At 46.7% G+C, this 21525-nt stretch carries 18 protein-coding genes; 11 read left to right on the top strand and 7 right to left on the bottom strand.

What is annotated here, in order from left to right:
- Positions 1–93 precede the first annotated feature (93 nt).
- Positions 94–552, top strand: coding sequence for an ImmA/IrrE family metallo-endopeptidase (locus tag ACOCLE_RS24230; protein ID WP_419534592.1), 459 nt, complete (start codon positions 94–96; stop codon positions 550–552).
- Here ACOCLE_RS24230 and ACOCLE_RS24235 read toward each other — a convergent pair.
- The gene (locus ACOCLE_RS24235; protein WP_419534593.1) at positions 547–3603 is read right to left on the bottom strand and encodes an efflux RND transporter permease subunit; all 3057 of its coding nucleotides are present in this window, start codon (positions 3601–3603) and stop codon (positions 547–549) included. The two genes, ACOCLE_RS24230 and ACOCLE_RS24235, sit on opposite strands and share 6 nt — an antisense overlap.
- A gap of 12 nt (positions 3604–3615) precedes the next feature.
- A complete protein-coding gene (locus ACOCLE_RS24240; protein ID WP_419534594.1) occupies positions 3616–4758 on the bottom strand; it encodes an efflux RND transporter periplasmic adaptor subunit in 1143 nt (380 codons plus the stop codon).
- 256 nt (positions 4759–5014) lie between these two features.
- Between ACOCLE_RS24240 and ACOCLE_RS24245 the strand changes: the two genes are divergently transcribed.
- A complete protein-coding gene (locus ACOCLE_RS24245) occupies positions 5015–5494 on the top strand; it encodes a DM13 domain-containing protein (protein ID WP_419534595.1) in 480 nt (159 codons plus the stop codon).
- Between the two features lie 161 nt (positions 5495–5655).
- On the opposite strand, the gene ACOCLE_RS24250 is transcribed toward ACOCLE_RS24245, so the two are convergent.
- Both ACOCLE_RS24250 and glnK read right to left on the bottom strand, forming a co-directional pair.
- The gene (locus ACOCLE_RS24250) at positions 5656–6855 is read right to left on the bottom strand and encodes an ammonium transporter (RefSeq protein ID WP_419537259.1); all 1200 of its coding nucleotides are present in this window, start codon (positions 6853–6855) and stop codon (positions 5656–5658) included.
- A 157-nt stretch (positions 6856–7012) separates the two neighbouring features.
- Positions 7013–7351: a P-II family nitrogen regulator gene (gene glnK, locus ACOCLE_RS24255; RefSeq protein WP_020580987.1), complete on the bottom strand. Its 339-nt coding sequence runs from the start codon at positions 7349–7351 to the stop codon at positions 7013–7015.
- A 498-nt stretch (positions 7352–7849) separates the two neighbouring features.
- Here glnK and ACOCLE_RS24260 point away from each other — a divergent pair, with 498 nt between their 5' ends.
- The 7 genes from ACOCLE_RS24260 (at position 7850) to ACOCLE_RS24290 (ending at position 16614) form a co-directional block, all read left to right on the top strand.
- Positions 7850–8806: a 2OG-Fe(II) oxygenase family protein gene (locus ACOCLE_RS24260; protein ID WP_419534596.1), complete on the top strand. Its 957-nt coding sequence runs from the start codon at positions 7850–7852 to the stop codon at positions 8804–8806.
- A gap of 61 nt (positions 8807–8867) precedes the next feature.
- On the top strand, positions 8868–9161 hold the full coding sequence (locus ACOCLE_RS24265) for an accessory factor UbiK family protein (protein ID WP_419534597.1): 294 nt from the start codon (positions 8868–8870) through the stop codon (positions 9159–9161).
- 276 nt (positions 9162–9437) lie between these two features.
- Complete coding sequence (locus tag ACOCLE_RS24270; RefSeq protein WP_419532972.1) at positions 9438–10718, top strand: ISKra4 family transposase; 1281 nt, start codon at positions 9438–9440, stop codon at positions 10716–10718.
- Between the two features lie 40 nt (positions 10719–10758).
- Positions 10759–11148, top strand: a complete 390-nt coding sequence (locus ACOCLE_RS24275) for a hypothetical protein (RefSeq protein WP_419534598.1) — start codon at positions 10759–10761, stop codon at positions 11146–11148.
- Positions 11149–11216: 68 nt separating this feature from the next.
- Positions 11217–12497, top strand: a complete 1281-nt coding sequence (locus ACOCLE_RS24280; protein WP_419532972.1) for an ISKra4 family transposase — start codon at positions 11217–11219, stop codon at positions 12495–12497.
- 95 nt (positions 12498–12592) lie between these two features.
- On the top strand, positions 12593–14881 hold the full coding sequence (locus ACOCLE_RS24285) for a hypothetical protein (RefSeq protein ID WP_419534599.1): 2289 nt from the start codon (positions 12593–12595) through the stop codon (positions 14879–14881).
- Between the two features lie 209 nt (positions 14882–15090).
- Complete coding sequence (locus ACOCLE_RS24290) at positions 15091–16614, top strand: YifB family Mg chelatase-like AAA ATPase (protein ID WP_419534600.1); 1524 nt, start codon at positions 15091–15093, stop codon at positions 16612–16614.
- Here the strand turns inward: ACOCLE_RS24290 and ACOCLE_RS24295 are convergent.
- Entirely contained in the window at positions 16608–17900 is a 1293-nt protein-coding gene (locus tag ACOCLE_RS24295; RefSeq protein WP_419534601.1) for a cytochrome P450, read from the bottom strand. The two genes, ACOCLE_RS24290 and ACOCLE_RS24295, sit on opposite strands and share 7 nt — an antisense overlap.
- Positions 17901–18170: 270 nt before the next feature.
- Here ACOCLE_RS24295 and ACOCLE_RS24300 point away from each other — a divergent pair, with 270 nt between their 5' ends.
- A complete protein-coding gene (locus tag ACOCLE_RS24300) occupies positions 18171–18989 on the top strand; it encodes an SDR family NAD(P)-dependent oxidoreductase (protein ID WP_419534602.1) in 819 nt (272 codons plus the stop codon).
- Here the strand turns inward: ACOCLE_RS24300 and ACOCLE_RS24305 are convergent.
- Positions 18984–20264 (bottom strand): ISKra4 family transposase, encoded by a 1281-nt coding sequence (locus ACOCLE_RS24305; RefSeq protein ID WP_419532972.1) that lies wholly within the window; start codon positions 20262–20264, stop codon positions 18984–18986. The two genes, ACOCLE_RS24300 and ACOCLE_RS24305, sit on opposite strands and share 6 nt — an antisense overlap.
- Here ACOCLE_RS24305 and ACOCLE_RS24310 point away from each other — a divergent pair.
- Positions 20263–20448, top strand: coding sequence for a hypothetical protein (locus tag ACOCLE_RS24310; protein ID WP_419534603.1), 186 nt, complete (start codon positions 20263–20265; stop codon positions 20446–20448). The genes ACOCLE_RS24305 and ACOCLE_RS24310 overlap by 2 nt on opposite strands.
- Before the next feature lie 216 nt (positions 20449–20664).
- Here ACOCLE_RS24310 and ACOCLE_RS24315 read toward each other — a convergent pair whose 3' ends face one another.
- On the bottom strand, positions 20665–21447 hold the full coding sequence (locus ACOCLE_RS24315; protein WP_419534604.1) for a hypothetical protein: 783 nt from the start codon (positions 21445–21447) through the stop codon (positions 20665–20667).
- Positions 21448–21525: the final 78 nt, after the last annotated feature.

A 21525-nucleotide genomic window follows, 5' to 3' on the forward strand; every position in this document is an offset into this window, starting at 1 on the left:
ATGCGGCTGTTTCGAAATCTTCAGTGAATTTCATAACCTGAGGTAAACCGCACTTTTCACTCATGGCTGTTTAGCAATATAAGACAGGTTGCCGTGAAGACGATCCTATACATTTCTGCGTTCCTGTGGGCAATTGCATCACTGCCAATTCAAGCAATGTACAACGATGCCCTTAACCCTTCAGAGTGCACATTTCTGGATATGCAGAATTTTTACATGAAAGAATTAGGCATTGATTCAAATGTTAGCATTGAGTATGTGTACTTGAGGATGCCCGAACCCAATATGCTGGGGTACACAATCCCTCTGAAAAATGGAAATTATCAGATTGCCCTTTCCAATGGACTGGAGCCCAGTGAAGTCCGCATTACTATGGCTCATGAATTAGTGCATGTACGACAACTTGAAAACAAACAGATCAAGATTACAGAGTTCCAAAAGCACTATATGGAAAGGAGCTTTGAGGACGAGGCATTTAGACTGAGCATCCCCCTCGCCATCAAATTCTATACAAAACATTCCTGCCAGAAACCAACAACTGAAGCCTCATAGGCCATGAGACTGCTGCTCTGCCCCCGGGTCACTGACATGCTGTTTATAGCCTTCACCCAGCCAGAGATAGACGCAAGGCAAAACAAAAAGCGTGAAAAACGTACCAATCAGCATACCCGCTACCAGAATAATACCGATGCTGTTTCTCGCTTCAGCCCCTGCACCAGTGACCAAGACCAGTGGAAAGTGCCCCAGTACGGTAGCAGCAGTGGTCATCAACACAGGCCGAAGGCGAATCTTGGCTGCTTCTCGAATAGCCTCCGTCTTCTGGTAGCCCTTAAATTGAAGTTCATTAGCAAACTCGGTAATTAAAATCCCGTTTTTGGCAACCAGTGCAACCAGTGTAATAAAGCCAATCTGGGCATAAATATTCACCGTGGTCAGACCAGTAAAGCTGAACAACAATCCGCCAAAAAGCGCTAATGGTACAGAGCCAAGCAGAACGACCAGAGGAGAACGGAAGCTGTTAAACTGTATTGCCAGCAATAGATAAACCACGGCCAGAGCCATCACCAGTACAGAAAACATACTGTTACCTTCCTGACGAAGCTGCCTGGAAACACCGGCATAGTCGACGGTGTACGTCTCTGGCAAAATATCCAGAGCAGCGGTCTCAAGTGTTGCCAGTGCCTGATCATTCGTCGTACCAGGCAAGACACCACCAAGAATCCGGAATGAGCGCTGCTGGTTGAACTTACCCATTACTCTAGGGCTGGTGATATTTTCAAGGCTTACTACGGCTCTCAAAGGCACAAGCTCTCCAGCAGAGGTTCGCAGAGTAAAGTCCAATAGCTGCTCAGGATTGTTCCGCCCTTCTGACAGGACCATAGGTATCACCCGATAAGCCTTGCCCGAAGCATTAAAGCGATTCACATCCTGTTCGGACAATAATGCACTTAGCTGTTCGGTCACCTCAGCGACCGTCATACCAAGGTCAGCAATACGATTATGGTCAAATACCAGACGAGTCTCAGGCAAATTTATCTGCAAATCGGTATTCACAAACATAAACTGACCACTCTTATAAGCAGCCTGTATCAACTGACCCGCGTATTTTTCCATCTCCGAATAATCATCAGGAGCCTGCACCACCAATTCCACATCGAACTGACCGGCGGTTGGTAAAGAGGAAAACAGTATTGGGAAAACCTTTAAGCCTGGCTCTCCTGACAAGGTTCCAAACACAGTAGGAAGCATCTCATGCACACTCTGGGAGCGTTGAGCATAATCAACAAACTCGATACCGCCAAAACCACCTTCTGAAGAGATGACCTGCCAAATCAATTCAACACCAGGTAAAAAATCCAATGAGTTGATAACCCCATTCATATGCCGATCGGTATAGGCAATGGAAGCATCCGGGGGAGACTCAACGACAATATTAATACTGCCCTGATCCTCCACAGGTGCCAGCTCTTTGGCGGAAAACAGATAGAGCGGGGCGATTAATAATGAGAGAAAAACCGACAGAAAAAGCACCTGGTTTCGCCATTGAAAAACCGAGTCCAACCCACGCCCATAAACCTGTCGCAACCGATCAAAGAATTGATTTACTTTCAGTGTATAGCGGTTCTCACGCCCCTTTTCAGGACAGACCCAACTGCTCATAACCGGCGACAACGTGATAGCGACCACGCCAGAAATCAGCACCGCAACAGAAAGCGTAAAAGCAAACTCTCTGAACAGGCTGCCGGTTAAGCCGGAAACAAAACCAATGGGGGCATAAACAGCCGCCAGCGTCAGTGTCATGCCAATAATCGGTTTCAACAGTTCTCTTGAACTCAGTAATGCCGACTCTAATCGCGACTTCCCCTCCCGCATATGTCGTGCAACGTTCTCAACCACGACAATGGCATCGTCCACGACCAGACCGACTGACAAAACGATGGCCAGTATGGTCAAAAGATTCAGGGAAAAGCCCACCAGCCACATGATGGCAATACAACCGAGAATCGAAATAGGAATGGTCACCAGTGGCACCAGTGCCGTACGAAAGGCCCCCATCAACGCCAGAACAACCAGCCCGACAATGATGATCGTTTCAGCGAGAGTAACCACAATCTCCTTCAGAGCCTTGCGCATATAAGCCGTGCCATCATAGCTGATCTCAATCTCCATACCCTGGGGTAAGGTAGGGTTGATCTTGTCCAGCCGACGATAAACCTCATCACCAATGGATATCTCGTTAGCCCCCGGCATTGGCCAGATAGAGATAAAAACGGTCGTGGTTTTATTAATTCTGGCTGAGACCGTACCCCGGTCTTCGCCCATGACGACTTCAGCAATATCGCCAAGACGAATAATAGCGCCATCACGCCGGGCCAGAACCAGCTGCTGAAAATCACTGACCTCACGCAGAGTTGCATTGCTCTGCAGGTTCACCTGCTGACGGTCATTTTCTGTCTTGCCCAGTGAAGCAATAATATTATTGGCACGCAGCGCTGCCAGAACCTCACCAGCCCCCAGGTTCATTGCGGACATCCGGACCGGGTCAAGCCAGATACGCATGGCAGGGTTGCGGCCGCCTTCCAGCCCTACCCGCTGAACACCGCTGATAGAGGTCAGCAATGGCGTTACATGGCGCTCCAGATAGTCTGTCAGCTGAGCACGACTCCAGTGCTCATTTCGAACATTCAAATAAAAGACAGCTGCCGGACGGTCTGTTCTTTCTACTGCAATGGATGGATCATCCGCTTCATCGGGCAGTTCGTAACTGATCTGATTCAAACGAGCCGTCAGTTCAGCAAGGGCGGAAGTACTGTTTTCATTCAGTTTCAACCAGGCCGTAACCCGGCTGATGCCTGCGGTAGTAGTGGAGTCCACATAGTCCACACCCGGAACGGTCATGGCTATTCGCTCAATAGGTTCAGTAACAAATCCCTGAACCACATCGGCTGAGGCACCGCGATACTCTGTGGTAATCACCAGAGAGGAACTCTCAATCTCGGGAAACTGCAGTACTGGAACTTTCTGCACCGCTACAGCACCAGCAATCAAAAGAACCAGAGAAATCACCAGTGACAGTACAGGGCGCCTGACAAATATATCCATCATTCACCCCACTTACTGTACAGACGTAGTCGATGAGCGATCAGAACCACTCTGACGGCCATAAACCAGAATGCCGGGCTTCAGTTTAAAAGCCCCCACGGTGGCAATTCGAGCACCTTGATCAAGACCGGACTTCACTACCACCTTGTCACCCAGCCGATCACCGGTTGTAATATCCTGACGATAAGCACGAAACCCATCTGCATCGGGATCTTTATCAAGCCGATATACGTACTGCCCCAGCGTGTCCTGCTGAATGGCCAGAGCTGGCACTGCTTCAACCATTTTACTGGCACCTACTGGCACATGAACCTCAACCACCGCATTATGCATAAACGACAGTAAATCACCGTCCACTCGGGCTCGATAGCGCCGACTTCTGGAGCTTGAGGAAATGGTCGTGTCCAGAGCAACAACCTTACCCTCAAACTCTCCAGTACCAGCATCCGCTGCATTTGCATTATTCTGAAGCAGTCTGATTCTGACGGGAGAGCCAACCACAACATCGCTGTAAAACTGAGGCAGGTTGAAATCAATCCAGATATAGCCGGGATTACCAACAAGCGTGGTAATGGCTGTACCTCCCTGAAGAAAATTACCCGCTTCCAATCGGTGAATTCCCACCCGACCACTAAATGGCGCTACGATCTTTTTCTTTTGAATGGTGCTTTTCAGTGCATCAATATCTGCATTGGCAATGCTGAGTTCAGATTTGGCCTCATCCAGCTGGGATTGGCTGGCAGCATTGGTTTTGCGCAAATTGGCAACCCGCTGATAAGCCAGCCTTGCCAGTTCCCCCCTGGCAACGGCTGACTTAAGCTGAGCCCTTTCTTCACTGGTGTCCAGCTGAAGCAGAAGCTGTCCTTTCTGAACCTCTCCACCAGAGGCAAAGCCTACTTTAACAATACGCCCGGGCAACTCATTCGTCAGTTCGACACGCTGCGGGGATACGGCTTCACCAACCACCTTCACTTCAGGCGTGTACTCAACAAGACCAACTGCCTGATATTCAACGGTTTCAGAGTGCTCAGGGAATGATTCGGCAAAGGCAATCGCACTGCGTATCTGCAGCACCTTAAAGGAGGCAAGTCCAGCAAAAATCAAAAGCGAGACAACGAGCGTAATACACCAGCGGCGAAAGTTCATAGTTCTCATGACGGCTCCAAAGCGCTTTCTTATTGTTATCCGAGATGGCAATTCGAGCAGCTTTCCACTGAATTATCGTTATAAACCATTCAGGACAATCGACTCAGTTTACACTATTTTCTCTCCAAACTAATGGTGAACAACCTTCTGCAATAGCCCAGACCTCATCAACATGAGCATTAAAGGCGATGGTATAAATAGTTGTGTGCCTTTGCCGACCTATAATCAACTGTACTAAAGCCCGAAATACTTCCGAGTCTTTACCATGAAAGTCTCTCGACTACTGTTATTAGCCGCCTCTCACTGCCTTTGCCTTCTGATAGGCTTTGCCGCCGGTATTTACCTGCTGCCTGTTCTGACGGCTCCCGATGCCCCATCAGTTTCTGTTATCGAAGACAGCCGCAAGAGCCAGCGATTCCACGGTGAGTTTATCCGGGATAGGAAAGACAGTGATCAGCTCCATTGGGGTGAGGGCGAGTTCAGCATTAACAAGGATTCCATCAGTTTCACTGGCAAGCTGGCTCCCGGCCCCGACTATAAGCTGTACCTGTCACCGGTTTTTATTGAAACGGAAGCCGCTTTTAACCAGCACAAGTCAGAGATGATGAGGGTTGGCGATATCAAAACCTTTGATAACTTTCTTATCCCACTGCCAGCAACCATTGATCCGGCCAAATACAATACGGTCATCATCTGGTGCGAAGCTTTTGGTCAGTTTATTACTTCCGGGACTTATCAGCCGTAAATTCACGATAAGTCTGATTGGCTGGTAACCGGAGGGTACAAAAAAGCTCCGGCCCAACCATCTGGTCAGACCGGAGCTCGATTTTCTAAGCTTATTGCCTTTGTCAGTTTATGGGTAAACCGACAACCTCCCTGGCTAATAAATCATTAAGCAACTCATGCTTAAGACTTGCTGGTGAACTCTGGGTAAGCTTCCATACCACATTCAGTAAGATCAGCACCTTCGTACTCTTCTTCTTCAGAGATACGCAGCCCCATGATCACCTTGATCACACCCCAGACAACCAGGGAAGCACCAAACACCCAGGCAAAGATACTGCCGATACCCAGCAACTGAGCACCCAGGGTAGCGTCGCTGTTGGTCAGAGGTACAGCCAGCAGACCCCAGATACCTACAACACCGTGAACCGAGATGGCACCTACTGGATCATCGATACGCAGTTTGTCCAGCGCCAGGATAGAGAAGACAACCAGGGCTCCACCGACAGCACCGATCAGCGTTGCACCCAAGGCAGTTGGCGTCAGAGGTTCTGCAGTAATAGCTACCAGACCAGCCAGCGCACCGTTCAGGGCCATTGTCAGGTCAGCCTTGCCGAACAGCAGTCTGGCAACGATCAGGGCGGCAATAACACCACCGGCTGCGCCAGCATTGGTGTTTACAAAAATCTGTGCAACCGCGTTGGCATTTTCAACATCAGCAATCTTCAGCTGAGAGCCACCGTTGAAGCCGAACCAGCCCAGCCAGAGGATAAAGGTACCCAGAGTGGCCAGAGGCAGGTTAGCACCAGGCATGGCGTTAACGGCACCGTTAGAACCGTACTTGCCTTTACGGGCACCCAGCAGCAGCACACCAGCCAGGGCAGCAGAAGCACCCGCCATGTGAACCACACCGGAACCGGCAAAGTCCTGGAAGCCAGCTTCGTTCAGGAAACCACCGCCCCACTTCCAGAAGCCCTGTACTGGATAGATAAAGCCAGTCATGAAGACCGCAAACAGCAGGAAGGCCCACAGCTTCATACGTTCAGCAACCGCACCGGAAACGATGGACATGGCCGTCGCTACGAAGACCACCTGGAAGAAGAAGTCAGAACGCAGAGAGTAATAAGGAGCGTCATCACCACCGGCAACCACCGACTCGACGCTGTTTTCAGTGCCCAGCAACGTGCCGAACAGAGGCATGATGCCGCCTTCATTTGCGCCTGGATACATGATCTGGTAACCACAGAGCAGGTACATGGTGCAGGCAATGGCAAACAGGGCAATATTTTTGGTCAGAATTTCAACGGTGTTCTTTGAGCGCACCAGACCGGCTTCCAGCATGGCAAAGCCGGCGGCCATCCACATGACCAGTGCACCACACATCAGGAAATAAAAAGTGTCGAGTGCATACGACAGCTGAGTTATATCTTCCACGGGACCCCTCCCAGTAAAATTCACATCTTCTTATCTGTTTTATATCGCTATTACTGCTGAGCGATGTCATCAGTGGCTGCTGATGAGTAATGCCTTTGGCTGGCTATTAGATAGCGTCGACGCCTGTCTCTCCGGTACGGATTCGAATGGCCTGTTCCAGAGCCGTTACGAAAATCTTTCCGTCTCCGATTTTGCCGGTGTTGGCCGCATTGGAAACCGCTTCAATCACTTGATCCAGCAGGTCGTCGGAGATTGCCACTTCAATCTTTACCTTTGGCAGAAAGTCCACAACGTACTCTGCACCGCGATACAACTCGGTATGACCTTTCTGGCGACCAAAGCCCTTGACTTCAGTCACAGTAATACCCTGAACGCCGATATCAGAAAGCGCTTCCCGCACGTCATCAAGCTTGAATGGCTTGATAATGGCTGATACTAACTTCATGCATTATTCTCCTGGCTTTACTTAATATTCATCCGGGAGGGGTGACCTGGATGCGATACAGCTTCCAAAGTCTACGCATTTCCCTTTGTGTTACAACAGCCCGTTTTATTTCAAGCCCCAACCAAAGGAAAAATGAACCCTGCCAGTCTTGGTTTCAGGCGATCCCGCCTGGCACTGATTAAATGGTTAACCCTCTATAAGCAGCCTCTGTGCCAGTTTTTGCATATCCCCATAAATGGGCATGATTGAAGGCTTCAGGAGCTCGAACAAGTACCGAAACAGGCCTGCGCACTCATTTGACGCACTAAAACCTTATCCTTCCTCAGCAAAGCGCACCAAATTAGTGCAGCAATCAATGCGTCGGATGACTATCAAAACTTGATGCCTCTTCAGAGAGCAGCTAAATCTATTACGCAGAACTAGAGGGCGCATATTCCATATGCATCATGCTTCCCAATAAATTTGAGGCTTCAATCGAAGGTGTCAGAGGTATAACCATTGCCAGACAGCACAATCACCCAGAGCGATGTCATCACCATCGACGTCACATCCCCCTATGCCTCGCAGCAACTGCTGGAAGCCTATACAACCACCGGTATTGCATACTTCACGGGATTGCCCATTGCCACAGAGGCCTTTCAGGCCAGGGTACTGAATACAGCCCGACGCTTCTTTCTCGGATTTACCGCAGAACAAAAAGCAGCCCTGCGCTTTGGAGTCCCGGGTTATATCCGTGGTTACAGCGGGCCGGGCAGCGAACAGTACGGTGATACCGCTGATACCTATCAGGAACATTATGTCGAGTCGCTGGATATTGTCAGTGGCATGACCATCAGTGAGTGGCCAGACCTGCTTGTGGATTCTGGTTTAATGGATGAGCTGGAGCAATATCGTCGCGTTGCCGCACAGGCGGCCACCATTATTCTGACACTGACCGAGAAAGCCCTTAAACTGACACCGGGATTCCTGGCCACCAAGCACGCACTGAGTCGGGGCAACAGCACCTTTCGCCTGAATCATTACCCGTCCATGATGCAAAATCAGCGCAAAGGCTCAATTCGCTTTGGTGAACATACCGACTTTGACACCATCTCCCTGCTGCTCTTACTGGACGATGCCGGAGGCCTGCAGTTTCAAAACCCCCGAGGAGAGTGGTGTTCCCTGAAAAGAAAACCCAACACTTTATTGGTACACGTTGCAGACATGCTGGCGCGCTGGAGCAATGAGCGTCTGGTGGCAACACCCCATCGTGTCTATGCCGAAGACCAGGATGACCTGTGGCCAGAACGCTATACCATGATCTTTTTTGCCGCCCCGCCCTCCACCACCTGGGTTGATTCCAAAGATCTGTTCCCGGATGAGCCCAATAAATACCCGCCGGTCAGTGCAGGGGATTACCTGAAACAGCGTCTGGAACAGATTTACGGCAGCAGCTACCGGGAAAAAATCGGCTAGTTCTATCAGGGGTCAGGTTGAGGTATCCTTCCTCTTTCTAACCACCAGCCCAGCGATAACCATGATCGATAAAGCCGCCTTAATTAATAATATTGCCGCCAAAGCCGGTGAACTCTTTAACAGTGACAAAAGCCAGACCCGGGAAGATATCGAAAAAAATATCAAGGCCTTGGTCGGCAGTGCGCTGTCAAAGCTGGAGCTGATCACCCGTGACGAGTTTGATACCCAGGTTGCTGTTCTGAGGCACACCCGTGAGCGCCTTGAAGCGCTGGAAAAAGAAGTGGAAGCACTTACATCAGAACAAAAAGTGCTGGAAGACAACCGCAAAGAAGATCAGGAAAATTCTGATAGTTGATAACTTATGCTTCCCATTGCGTCGGCAGATCTTAGCAGGCGCATCTTACACTGCAAACCTCCCATAAGCTGCTATCTTTGATCGCTTAAAATTGTTTAATTAGTCAATAATCAAAATTATCTCAATGTTGCTAGAACAGCATCTGGGTTACCAGACTAGCTGTTAGCCGAATTGATGAGCCAGGGTTTTAATAGGGTGCTCTCTCTGAATGATTGAAACAATAGTGCTCTATTTTCACAGCTACTATGGGAACACCACTCATAATAGTTAACTGTCATGCCCGCTTCTGTTATTTCCAGCTCTACCAAAAGCATCGTTTTGCAAATTGAAGTTTCTATAGATTCAGGCAACATGCTGAATCTTGAAGATAGTTTACAGCGTGCACTCAATGAAGCCGGGCAGCTTGGAACAAAAGAGTTATTGGGGCTATTTGAATCACCCAATAAAGAACCTATCGTCGTTAATCAGCAGAAGTGGAACTACAAAGGAAAGGTTCTTAAGCACTATGAAACCTTATACGGTCGTATACCTTTGGAGCGCTCCGTATATCAGGGTGTCAGAGGTGGCAGTACTCTGGCAGCACTTGATCTTCGTGCCGGTATTATTGGTTCAGCTACCCCCAAATTTGCCAAGTCTATCGCCTGGAAATACAGCCAGATGCCAGCGCCTGCGGTAAAAGAAGATTTTGAGACCAACCATCAAAGGACGCTTTCAAATTCTTATATCAAGCATTTATCGGACAGAGTAGGTGCATTAATTGAAGACCAGCAAGACACTCACTACCACCTTCCTCCACTAAAAGAGCCTGTTGAAACAATAGCCATTGGTCTGGATGGAACCTGCATGCTGCTTTGTGAAGAAGGCTGGAGGGAAGCCATGTGTGGGACATTGAGCCTATATTCTGCAGATGGAGACAGGCTCCACACGATATATACAGCCAGTTCGCCAGAGTATGGTAAACAAAGCTTTATGAGCAAGCTCGACGAGGAGATTGCAGATCTAAAACGACTCTACCCAAATGCCACATACATCGGGGTAGCTGACGGGGCTAGAGAAAACTGGAGTTATTTGAAACAACATACCTCTGGGCAGATACTCGATTTTTATCATGCATCTGAATATTTAGCTGGAGCAGCGGAAGCACTGTTTCCAACCAGTAAGGCGAAGCGACACCAGTGGCTTGAAGACAGGCTACATAGTTTGAAAAACAAGCGTGGAGCAGCCAAAAAAATCCTTCAGGAAATTGAATCAGCCGAGCTCCCGAAAAAGACAATCGCACTGACAGAGAAGCGCTACAAAGCTGTGAGCTATTTTACAAACAATCACCAGTTAATGAATTATCATCAGGCGCTTAAACGCCATTGGCCAATAGGTTCAGGAGTTACTGAAGCGGCTTGTAAGACTCTGGTAAAGCAACGATTATGTGGTTCTGGAATGAGGTGGAAAGCAACAGGAGCGGAAGTGCTTTTGACAACAAGAGCACTGATCCAGAGTAAGGGGCGCTGGGAACAACTTTGGTCTGAGTTCATGACTGGAAAGGTTGAAGCTAACCTATGAGTCAGTTATCAAATTGAGAGAGCACCCTTTTAATAAATAAATGGATACCAGTGTTATAGCAGCGTACAAACATCATTCAATAACACGACCACAACCAATAAAGTCAGTAAGCCAAACACAACTCTCCCATGGAAAAAAAGTGGTTTCCTGCGCCAATAATGCATCCCTTAAAAGGGAATTAACAGATTTAAATAGACTCGAAGTCCGCCCGAGCAGCGTCAGGTGCTCCAAAGGCGCAGGTTTAGGCCTTTTTACCAAAGTATCCAGTGTACATTCTACACCTGATACACCTTCAGTGAAAAAAGGAGAAGTATTTCTCCATAAAATTACGGGAATAATGGCTCTTCGCCACAAAGAAGTTTCATCTGGACGTTACATAGAGTGGCTTTCTCTAGAGGATATCTGTGTACCTATCGGGTGCTCTCTCTGAATGATTGAAACAATAGTGCTCTATTTTCACAGCTACTATGGGAACACCACTCATAATAGTTAACTGTCATGCCCGCTTCTGTTATTTCCAGCTCTACCAAAAGCATCGTTTTGCAAATTGAAGTTTCTATAGATTCAGGCAACATGCTGAATCTTGAAGATAGTTTACAGCGTGCACTCAATGAAGCCGGGCAGCTTGGAACAAAAGAGTTATTGGGGCTATTTGAATCACCCAATAAAGAACCTATCGTCGTTAATCAGCAGAAGTGGAACTACAAAGGAAAGGTTCTTAAGCACTATGAAACCTTATACGGTCGTATACCTTTGGAGCGCTCCGTATATCAGGGTGTCAGAGGTGGCAGTACTCTGGCAGCACTTGATCTTCGTGCCGGTATTATTGGTTCAGCTACCCCCAAATTTGCCAAGTCTATCGCCTGGAAATACAGCCAGATGCCAGCGCCTGCGGTAAAAGAAGATTTTGAGACCAACCATCAAAGGACGCTTTCAAATTCTTATATCAAGCATTTATCGGACAGAGTAGGTGCATTAATTGAAGACCAGCAAGACACTCACTACCACCTTCCTCCACTAAAAGAGCCTGTTGAAACAATAGCCATTGGTCTGGATGGAACCTGCATGCTGCTTTGTGAAGAAGGCTGGAGGGAAGCCATGTGTGGGACATTGAGCCTATATTCTGCAGATGGAGACAGGCTCCACACGATATATACAGCCAGTTCGCCAGAGTATGGTAAACAAAGCTTTATGAGCAAGCTCGACGAGGAGATTGCAGATCTAAAACGACTCTACCCAAATGCCACATACATCGGGGTAGCTGACGGGGCTAGAGAAAACTGGAGTTATTTGAAACAACATACCTCTGGGCAGATACTCGATTTTTATCATGCATCTGAATATTTAGCTGGAGCAGCGGAAGCACTGTTTCCAACCAGTAAGGCGAAGCGACACCAGTGGCTTGAAGACAGGCTACATAGTTTGAAAAACAAGCGTGGAGCAGCCAAAAAAATCCTTCAGGAAATTGAATCAGCCGAGCTCCCGAAAAAGACAATCGCACTGACAGAGAAGCGCTACAAAGCTGTGAGCTATTTTACAAACAATCACCAGTTAATGAATTATCATCAGGCGCTTAAACGCCATTGGCCAATAGGTTCAGGAGTTACTGAAGCGGCTTGTAAGACTCTGGTAAAGCAACGATTATGTGGTTCTGGAATGAGGTGGAAAGCAACAGGAGCGGAAGTGCTTTTGACAACAAGAGCACTGATCCAGAGTAAGGGGCGCTGGGAACAACTTTGGTCTGAGTTCATGACTGGAAAGGTTGAAGCTAACCTATGAGTCAGTTATCAAATTGAGAGAGCACCCTACCTATCAGTAATGACTCACATATCCTATGGAGCTCTTTTAAAATCAGACAAGATAATGAGCATGAAATGGAGCTTGGTGTTATGCCTGATGGTCCAGTTATGTTCATGAATGATTCCATCCAACCTAACTGCCAAGTTAATGTTTCGGTAAAAAAAGGCCTTCACTGTACGCAAGACCTTGTACTAAAAGGTTTATCGAATCATGAAGTCCCAATTGAGTTTGAGCTGGAAGCTTTAAAGCCAATACAACCAGGTAAAGAACTATTTTGGTGCTATAGACCAGAAGCTAAACGCAGTAAGACCTCCGGAAATGGTTCATCCAGTGTCAGCTATCGACCAAGTCATATAAATGGTAACCACACTCAAGCTGACTACACTGCAATTGAGTCTCATATGAAGTCAGCCTTTTCAGGTCAGTTTTCAGTGAAAAGGACTGATGATCTTAGTGCAATACTGCAAAGGCGATTAGAAATCGAGACTACTCGAAAAAAAGCAGACCTGAAATACACTCCACGTGAAAGCAAATTCCTTCCCTTAATAAGAAGAAACCAATGTACAAGAGGTAAAGTGATAGAGCAGGCTGAAAGCAACATTATTGCTTTGAAAGCCTACCTTAAATTTCGATTAAACAGCTGTAAGGATGTATTTGAAGCATTAAATAATACTCGAACAATATTTGCGAGACACACAATCCCTGTTCCTCATAAGGGATACAAAAAAGATGGCTCTCACTGCAAGTGGGGGTTTTATGACTTTTACCGATTTTGCTTTGAAAGTAACTTTATTACTCCAGAAGATGATGTTCAATCAGTATCACTTGAATGGCTTGGCGAAAAAATAAGTCAGCATAAAGAAAATTCTCGCTGGATAAGATTATTAAAGAAACGATTAAAGATTGCTCTATTAAAAAATGATAATATCCTTGTATTTACTGAGAACCTTCAACGCTATGTTCCAAATCCACTAAGAAACTATGAAAAGTCATGGACAGCTGAAGAAATAGAGCGTTTGGGAGGAGTTGCTCGACTTACGCAACGAATGGTCACAAAAAATACTGTAGACTGCTACCTGACGGAAAAGGAAAATACTACACTTCTACGAGGTGCATCCCGTAAAATATACGAAGCAGCAAAAAAAGGAAGTGTTGAAGCACAAATTTGCATAATTACCAGGCGACTTTCCAAAAAGTCGGACTTAGCATCTCTACTGATCGATCTGAAGAAATCTAAAATTCACCTTATGGTGAACGGTGTCTATATCGAGCCTAGTAAAAAATCATTGATACAGTTTATCAAACAAAACTTCACCAAACAGGATCAGAAAAAATATCTAGGGTATACCGGGTACACTGACCAAGAACTCATGTTTGCAATGAAGAAAAAAAAGAAGTTAGCAACATCTGTGAATGTTGAAATAAACAGAAGGATAAGAAAAGGGGGCAATCTAAATCTACTTAAAGCATTTATTGCAGAGAAATCAAAAACAATACAATTCTCATCAACTCTACTAAAGCAGCTTAATGCTGCTGGAATAAATTATAGAGGCCAATCACCTTTTACACTTAAGCATTTGCGCCAGATTTTTAAGCCTGGAGAACAACCATCTGTTGATAAATTTTTCAAGGCTACAATAAGTGATGAAAGACTTCTTAAGGAGCTTGCCACCAAAGGACCAAGAGCATTAGGTGCAAACCGTGAACTTCTAAGACGATGCCAGACAAATGCGGGGCTAGCTGTGACATACCTTAGAACTTGCTGGAAGCACTCAATACAAACGAAACCAGAATTCTGCCGACACCGAGCATCACTTCTTAACAGACATAAAATACCCACATCTACTGGATCATCAGAGTGGACTGCAAATACTATAGAAGAAAACATTAGATCAATGAGAAAAAATCCTGACAAGACATCAAAAACTGGAAGAAAGTCATACGAAGGACTTCAACATCATAAGCTAGAGCCCACTGTAAAACCCTGCTTGGTAAAACTTGAAAAGATAGAAAACGCCAATGAACTCACTAGAATTAAAGTTGGAGATACTTCATGGGAAAAAGAAAAATGGTGTGGAAAAGTATGGTGGGAAAGGGCCAGTGACCTTGAAAGAATCGCTGAAAACAACACTTTTTCAACGCTCCAAAGCATTCGGCTTTTATTCCCAGAGCTCTATGAATGGCTACAGAGAATGCAGCTAGCTCTAACTAAAACAAAAACAATTTCACAAACAAAAGAATTCTTTTCAGCAGACTTTGAAGGAACACGGCTATCCAAGAGAAATATCAATATTATGGCTGGTTGGATAAACAATAGCTTAAATAAAATGGGCTTTCCTAATCTTCAAGAGTTGAGTTTTTAATAATTCAAAAAACAGAACTCTTTTCAAAGGAGAACTAAAAGATGCTCTTACATTCTCTATCGTTTAAGAGCATTTTTTGGGTTGATACAATGATAACTCACACTTCACCTTTCCCCCATTAACTCATGGGTGTGCGAACTTACACAGCAATTCTCTCATTAACTGCTATCTTTGACCGTTTAAAGTTGTTTAATCGGTCAATAATAAAAATGCCTTCAACACTGGCGCAAGTCTACACTCGGGCAAATCAGGGCATCCGTGCCCCCGCGGTTTCTGTGGAAGTACACCTTTCTCAAGGTCTTCCAGCACTGCATATTGTTGGCTTACCTGAAGCCGCTGTAAGGGAAAGCAAGGATCGTGTGCGAAGTGCCTTGATCAACAGTGGCTATGACTTCCCTGATGGCCGAATTACCGTCAACCTGGCGCCAGCAGACCTTCCGAAAGAAGGCGGTCGCTTTGATCTGCCCATTGCGCTGGGCATTCTTGTAGCGTCAGGACAGCTGCCAGGTGAGGTTCTGGAGAATAAAGAGTTCCTTGGGGAACTGGCGCTTTCCGGCCACCTTCGTCCCGTCCGAGCGGTTCTTCCTGCGTCATTAGCCTGCAAAGAAACTAACCGGGCATTGGTCCTACCTGAACAGAATGCGTCTGTTGCCGCCATGGTCAGCAGTGTCACGATTATTGGAACCCGAAGTCTCACCGAAGTTTGCGCGTACCTACGAGAGAAAATCCATATTGAGCCCGCAAAACCAGATCAAAACGGTTGTAAAACACATTACCCAGATCTGTCGGAGGTTCGAGGGCAGGAGCAAGCAAAGCGAGCGTTGTTGATTGCAGCTTCTGGCTCTCACCACCTGCTGCTTTTTGGTCCACCCGGTACCGGAAAAACCATGCTGGCCAGCCGCCTTCCCGGGCTGCTTCCACCACTGACAGAATCCGAAGCACTTGATATTGCCGCTATACACTCACTGACATCCAGCGCCATGGACACCGTCTGGCAGCGCCCTTTTCGCACACCTCATCACTCATCTTCATCCGTTTCTCTGGTGGGCGGTGGCAGCATACCCCAACCAGGCGAAATCTCTTTTGCGCACCATGGCGTGTTATTTCTGGATGAAATGCCTGAATTTGCCCGCACGGCTCTGGAAATGCTCAGAGAGCCTCTGGAAAATGGTGAGGTGGTCATCACCCGGGCCAAAGGTCAGGAGTGTTTTCCTGCCCGATTCCAGCTGGTAGGCGCAATGAACCCATGCCCCTGCGGTTACCTGGGAGACAGTCAGCGAACCTGTCGATGTACTCCTGATCAGGTCAGACGCTACCGAAACAAACTATCCGGGCCACTGCTGGATCGTATTGACCTTCAGATTGAGGTGCCATCCCAGACAATTCAAACCATTATGGAACCAGCTATTCAGAACAACGACTCACCAGAAACCGATTCAGCAAAGCTGAGAGACCTTGTGATCAAAGCCCGAAAAAGACAGTTGGCAAGACAGGGGAAAATCAATTGCCAGCTGTCATCCAGAGAGCTGTTTGAAGTCTGCGCACTGGGTGAAAAGGAAAAAGGGCTGATCGCCAGAGCATCTGAGCACCTGCAAGTCTCAACCCGCGGGCTGCATCGGATTTTGCGAGTTGCCAGAACCATTGCCGACCTTGCAGGCAGCCCTGAGGTGCTAAGCCCACACCTTGGAGAAGCCATGCAATATCGGCAACTGGATCGCCAGTCCGTTCAATAAATCGACCTCTGAATATTCGTTTTGATAACCAGCTGTTTAAAAGCAATCGAGTTATGATCTGTCTCATCCCTCTCAGGTTCATAAGCCAGTTCGGCATCCGGAAAACGGGCGAACAGTTCACTTAATGAAAGAAACAACTGTCGTTTTGCCAGTGCAGCACCAATACAGAAGCGCGGCCCATAACCAAAAAGCACGTCCTTATCGTGGCTCCGGTTCATATTGAATTTTTCAGGCTCTGTATAATATTGCGGATCATAGTCCTTTAGATGGGGCATCAATAACACCATCTGCCCCTTACGAACCTTTTGTCCAAGAAGTTCCATATCCTCAGGCGCATAACGGGCAAAACCCATTTTGGAATTGGCTGACCAGCGCATCATTTCCGTAAATGCCTTGCCAAACGCTTCCGGGCTTTCCAGTGCCTCAGCGATCTGGTCGCGGTTTTTCAGCAGGGAATAAACACTCCACTGCTGGGCTATCAGCGTGGTATCTGCACCCGCTCCAATAAGGGCCAACACCATCGTAATGATGTCCCATTCACGAAACTGCTCGTTTTCTTTTTCCACCTGGATAAGTGCACTGAGAAAGTCATCCTGCCGGGGCATCAAACGACGCTCGGCAATCACCTCCTGGATAATATCAATGGCCCGGTTACTGTCTTCCCGCGCTTTCTGCCGGCGCTCTTCCGATATGGTCGGATTCCAGGCTTCGGTAAAACTGGTCACTACCGGTTTAAAATCATCCCAGTACTTTTCCGGTATCCCGACAATTCGGGTAATGGAGATAAAGGGGATATGAGCGGCAACCTTTTCGATATAGTCAAAGCTGTCCGGCGTTCCCAGCTCATCAAACAGCGCTTTGATATCCGGCTCAATCCGCATGCTGATCGCCTCCACAACATTTCTGGAAAATGCTGGAGACGACACTTTACGAACCAGCCGGTGATGATCTTTATCGGCCACCAGGCTATGACCAATCAATGCACGCTCGAAGTTTGTCCACTCACTTTCTGGAGGACGGGGTGGCGCATACTCCCAGTCATAAAAGTCAGATGAAAGGTATTCTGTACGCCAGCAGTCCATGATGTCTTTAATGCCGGTCATAATCCAGGCCTGCCAGAGCGGATACCAGACCAAAGGACCCCGTTTTACCAGCTCGCGCCATTGAGGCACCGGGTCTTCACAATATTCAAGGGAGTGAGGGTTATAAACCGTTTCAATCGGAGGTAAAGCTTCTTTTTTTATAGAGTATTGAGCTTCGTCCTGATCATGCTCGATGGTCGCCATAATGATGGTGCCTCTTTTTTTATTATTAGTTATGGAGGTGTTAAGCCGTCATATCCGTCGCCTTTGAAGTTGCTACTTTGTTGTCTTCGCTCGCTTGCCGCCGTATAGCAACTCCAAATCCTTTGGGTAAATTTACAAGATCATAAGTCTTATCTAACGATTACCGTTGTACAAACTTATACGACCGTGTATTTTTTTAATCAAGTGTCATTTTCTGCCTGACAGAAATTCCAGTACACCTATTCCGAAAAAAAGTGGAGCATAATAATAATGAAAAACTTCCAGGATAAAGTAGCCGTTATCACCGGTGGAGCCAGCGGTGTTGGCAGAGCATTGGCATTTGAACTTGCCCGTGAAGGTGCCAGGGTGGTTATTTCTGATATCGAAGTGTCCGCACTGGAGCAAACCATTGCCGACATCAAGGCTGAAGGTCTGCAATGTGCTGGGCAAATCGCCGATGTGACCAATGGTGACTCGATGAAAGCGCTGGCAGCATCCATTAAAGAGCAGTTTGGAGCAATACATCTGGTATTTGCCAATGCCGGAGTGGGCACCGGTGAAGGCGGCATGATGTGGGAGTATGATCTGAATGACTGGGAGTGGGGTTTTCGGGTGAATACCTGGGGCCTGATCCACACCATCAATGCCTTTATCCCCAGATTGGTTGAGCAGAATGAAGAAGCGCATTTTGTCGTCACAGGATCAGGTAACGGTGCGTTTCTGATGATGCCAAACACCCCCATCTATACAGCCACTAAAGCCGCTGTTCAGGCCATTACTGAGAACCTGCATTACCAGCTTCAGATGAGTCAGTCCCCAGTGAAAGTGAATGCCCTTTTTCCCGGACCTCATGTGGTTAACAGTGGTATTTTTAATTCAGAACGGAATCGTCCTTCCGACCTGCCTGCAAACCCTGAAAAGCCAGGTTCAGGTATTTCATCACTGGACGATATGAAAGCCATTATGGCTCAGTATCAGCGGGAACTGAAAACCACAGAGCCCGAGGAAGTGGCGTCCTTTGCACTGCAGGAACTGCGCAAAGACACATTCTGGATTGGGTGCTCTCTCAATTTGATAACTGACTCATAGGTTAGCTTCAACCTTTCCAGTCATGAACTCAGACCAAAGTTGTTCCCAGCGCCCCTTACTCTGGATCAGTGCTCTTGTTGTCAAAAGCACTTCCGCTCCTGTTGCTTTCCACCTCATTCCAGAACCACATAATCGTTGCTTTACCAGAGTCTTACAAGCCGCTTCAGTAACTCCTGAACCTATTGGCCAATGGCGTTTAAGCGCCTGATGATAATTCATTAACTGGTGATTGTTTGTAAAATAGCTCACAGCTTTGTAGCGCTTCTCTGTCAGTGCGATTGTCTTTTTCGGGAGCTCGGCTGATTCAATTTCCTGAAGGATTTTTTTGGCTGCTCCACGCTTGTTTTTCAAACTATGTAGCCTGTCTTCAAGCCACTGGTGTCGCTTCGCCTTACTGGTTGGAAACAGTGCTTCCGCTGCTCCAGCTAAATATTCAGATGCATGATAAAAATCGAGTATCTGCCCAGAGGTATGTTGTTTCAAATAACTCCAGTTTTCTCTAGCCCCGTCAGCTACCCCGATGTATGTGGCATTTGGGTAGAGTCGTTTTAGATCTGCAATCTCCTCGTCGAGCTTGCTCATAAAGCTTTGTTTACCATACTCTGGCGAACTGGCTGTATATATCGTGTGGAGCCTGTCTCCATCTGCAGAATATAGGCTCAATGTCCCACACATGGCTTCCCTCCAGCCTTCTTCACAAAGCAGCATGCAGGTTCCATCCAGACCAATGGCTATTGTTTCAACAGGCTCTTTTAGTGGAGGAAGGTGGTAGTGAGTGTCTTGCTGGTCTTCAATTAATGCACCTACTCTGTCCGATAAATGCTTGATATAAGAATTTGAAAGCGTCCTTTGATGGTTGGTCTCAAAATCTTCTTTTACCGCAGGCGCTGGCATCTGGCTGTATTTCCAGGCGATAGACTTGGCAAATTTGGGGGTAGCTGAACCAATAATACCGGCACGAAGATCAAGTGCTGCCAGAGTACTGCCACCTCTGACACCCTGATATACGGAGCGCTCCAAAGGTATACGACCGTATAAGGTTTCATAGTGCTTAAGAACCTTTCCTTTGTAGTTCCACTTCTGCTGATTAACGACGATAGGTTCTTTATTGGGTGATTCAAATAGCCCCAATAACTCTTTTGTTCCAAGCTGCCCGGCTTCATTGAGTGCACGCTGTAAACTATCTTCAAGATTCAGCATGTTGCCTGAATCTATAGAAACTTCAATTTGCAAAACGATGCTTTTGGTAGAGCTGGAAATAACAGAAGCGGGCATGACAGTTAACTATTATGAGTGGTGTTCCCATAGTAGCTGTGAAAATAGAGCACTATTGTTTCAATCATTCAGAGAGAGCACCCTCTGGATTACACCAATGAGTGAAAAATCGGAAGAGGCATTCAAATCACGAGTGAACAGCATTCTGGAAAGAACAACACCTGTGGTTCCGGATGTCCTGTAAACCCGATTAACTGGTGCCTGCTGAACCTGACGCACAGCGTAAAAATTCAGCAGTCTACCAGAACCATGAAATATGATCTCAACAACTGAAACCCGCATTGTCTTACAATTATCCTCAGTAGCATTGAAAGGCAGGTATTCTTAAACGAGCCGATCTATATGGCGGACATTATACTGAGCTTAAAACTAGCGAAACAAAGTGCTGAGCTTTGCTGTATTACAGTCTGGAATCCATTACCTCTGAGCCTTCAGCCTCATATCCCAAGTTAACTTCTCCTGAAAGAGATCTGGCTGGTATTACCTGCTCAATTTCCCCAAAATCAACCTCTCCCTCCATAGAGAAAGGATCAAGCCACTGAGTATTCCTACAACTGGCTATAAAAAAATCATAATCACAAAAATAAATTTTCTGATAACGAATCATCTGATCAGAAGGTTTATCGGACAAACAGCACTCCTCTGCCGATTTTAACTCTTCTGATGTTCTTGGCTTATATTCAGGAAATATCTCATAGGATAATGTTTTAATTTTTTCTTCGCATTTTTCAATGCGACATCTAGCATCTCTTTCTGCATCAGACTCCACAACCTCAGTCTCAAAAATACGTTTTGCTGTAATTTCAGTACCAGGGGGCTTATTTGATAACCAGCATATCGCTATATAAAAAATGTCCTCTCGCCCGATATCTTGAGAGCTTCCCGATGAAGAAAGGTATTCATCCACGACAAGATTAATCTCAGCTCCCCTTTCTTGTAACACATTTATTTGCAGTGCTTCATTATTTGGATGCACTTCTCTTTCACGAGCTGGCCTGAAACCTACCACTACCTGCTCTGCAGCATCATCAGCCCCACGAACAAAGCATGAGCACAAGGCTCTCTGAATAGAGCGGCAAAAACCCGAGCCGCATGTACTATCAGCCTCAACCAGAGGAATAGCTTGCAGACCTGATTGCGCAACAGGTTGTCCATTATTTACTCTACCCTCCATTCTAATCACGCCTCTTTCTGATTAAGCAGCGACTATTTCAATAATTGGACACCTGATTCCACTAATTTATCCTTCTCCTTATAAATT

This window comes from Endozoicomonas sp. (assembly GCF_965196975.1).
GTDB lineage: Bacteria > Pseudomonadota > Gammaproteobacteria > Pseudomonadales > Endozoicomonadaceae > Endozoicomonas.